General features: G+C 56.5%; 2 protein-coding genes. Both read right to left on the reverse strand.

The genetic code is table 11. From position 1 onward, the window contains the following. Window positions 1-273 (reverse strand): hypothetical protein (locus tag AB4043_RS22865; protein ID WP_442308194.1); only part of this gene is annotated, 273 nt, incomplete at its 3' end. A 244-nt stretch (window positions 274-517) separates the two neighbouring features. Next, window positions 518-1870 (reverse strand): alpha/beta fold hydrolase, encoded by a 1353-nt coding sequence (locus AB4043_RS22870; protein ID WP_442302902.1) that lies wholly within the window; start codon window positions 1868-1870, stop codon window positions 518-520. Window positions 1871-2293: the final 423 nt, after the last annotated feature.

The raw sequence follows: 2293 nt of genomic DNA on the forward strand, positions 1-2293 counted from the left end.
CTCCAGTAGACAGCATGCCAGCGACAGACCGTCGAACGTGGTCTGGCCGGCACGCTTGATCGCCTGCAGATTCGAGTGTGAGACAGCCGCGATCCTGCGCCAGCGGCCAATGAGTTCCGACTCATCGAAGTGCGCCTCCGTAAGGCGCAGCAAGGCTCGTTGGCCATCGGGGGTTGCAGTGGTGAAAAAGGCGTTGCGTCCCTCTGAGCGGTTCAGCCGGCCAATCGGATATCCGGCAAGTGTATTGCCTTCGTAATCTGTCCACAGATGCATGGGTTTAAGTCCTGCAATGAAATCACTGGATTATGATGCACGTTTTATTCCAAAGGCAGGCTCAGGCGCAGATGCGGCTCATCTCCGGTTTTTCTCTGGTTTCATGGATAAAATGTCGTGCAGACTGAGAATTTTCTCCCTTGTTAGTACCGGCGAGACGGAAGTTATTCGGCATCTAGCGAGGTACCTGCTAGAGCATTTTCCCTGTTGCTGGGTAGCCCGAAAGAGGAGTGCAGCGGCGTTTTCACCAGAGGAAATCGACGATGGGCAATTCTGTCGCGATGTCCTTCGAGGCCCGAGCCACGATTGACTCATTGCGTAGCGCAATGGAGACGGCATTCGTGTCAGGGATAGAAACCAGGAAAGAATCCTGGATAGGAAGGCCGTGCGGCTCCTCCGTCACAGGTTTCCCGTTCACTGTGACAGGGTCGCGGCCCTGTGAGAAGTATCCTTCCGGACGTGCAATCAGAAGAAGAGCCGTTCCGGGTGCGCGTGTGACCGTATCGTGCGGGGCGGGTGCAAACCTCAGATTCAACAATGTTGTTGAGCGAGGAAGCGGCGCCTTGTAGTAGCGGATATGACGGCCTTCAAATTCCAGATCAAAGCAATACTGCTGTATGGCCGAAGCCTGGAACGGCCCCCACTTGCCATCTGCCGCGGTTGTGGTGCTGTACACGGGAGCCCCATCGCCGGTTCCGCTCGCACCGACGGCAAAGATCCTCAAGTGAACGCCCTGCAGGGGAAGATTCGTAGGTGCAGTTCCGGCAAATCCCGTAACCACTCCAGAGAGTTCCACCGTAGACTCGGGCTGAACCGTCAGCGTTTTGGGGTCAGAGCCAGTGATGAAGTGAAACATCTCGCGGAATGCAGTCGGCGCGAACGCCAACTCACGGTGATCGAGGTTGGGAAGTACCGTATTCGTAGCTCCACGCAACTCAGGCCCGTCGAAGCTGATTCCAGTCTGGCTCTGTGGCGCTCCGAGGCCAATCCCCGTGGGCTGTGCGTACTTGTCCAGCTTGTCACTCCGCAGGGTTAGAAAGCGAATACCTTCTACCACCTCGCTGCGGCCTTCACCCACGTGGTTCAGGTTCTGCAGGTATTGGCCGCCACCGTTGAATTCTCCATTAGGGTTCGCGGTGGAGATAAGGACACCATGATTGGGCGTACCGGCAAGAATGGCCACCGCAACATTGTTCCGTCCACCGCCGTTCTGAATGTAGTTGCGGATCGTGAGACCTCCGCGGCTGCTGCCAACCAGAATGACTTTGCTGCTATGGGTCTCAAGCAACACCCGAGTGACCATGCTGCTCAGCTCTGCAGCCGCATCGACGGTGGAAGAGTGATTGGCTTCGGGCTTTGTGTCGTCGGCACGGGCTGCCGGGTTTGAGAAGCGAATGGCAAAGAGCCGGTCTTTGGGATAACCATTCGATTCAAACAGCCAGATGATGCCTATCCATTTGGCCGCATCGTCTCCGTTCCCATGAACAAACACGATGGGATACTTCGCCTCTGCCTTCGGATCGATGTTCTGCCCAAATGCCGGAAGCATAGCAAACAACAGCGCAGAGGCCAGGAAGCAGAAGGTCCGTCGATTCACTATTTCACCGTCAAGTTCTGGAATCAGCTCAGACACCGAATTGATTCAGAGGATGATCAAGATGCTTATACCCCATGATCGCCCATTCCAGAGGGGCATGGGCCCGAAGAAGCAGCGCGGGGACGTCGTATCCGAGGGGCACTGGCAGCTGTTTGCCCCGTGATCGTTGCGCGACGGCACAACAGAATAATGCAGCCAGGTGGCGATCCGTCGGCGACAAAAGCATGTCCCTCCTTCGCGCGAAGCTCAATGTTTTGCTTAAGGGCACGGCTTTAGCCGTGCCGTATAGATGGGTACAGACCGGGCAGATGGGTAACAGATTAGACCGGGGACATAGGTAACACTTTCGCGAGGTCGAGCGGAGGCGTGTAGAAGTCTGGCATGCCTTGGAGAGCGAGCGGAGTGTTGGAAGAGCGTGCCCGG

The sequence above is a fragment of the Terriglobus sp. YAF25 genome, from assembly GCF_052113305.1.
GTDB lineage: Bacteria > Acidobacteriota > Terriglobia > Terriglobales > Acidobacteriaceae > Terriglobus.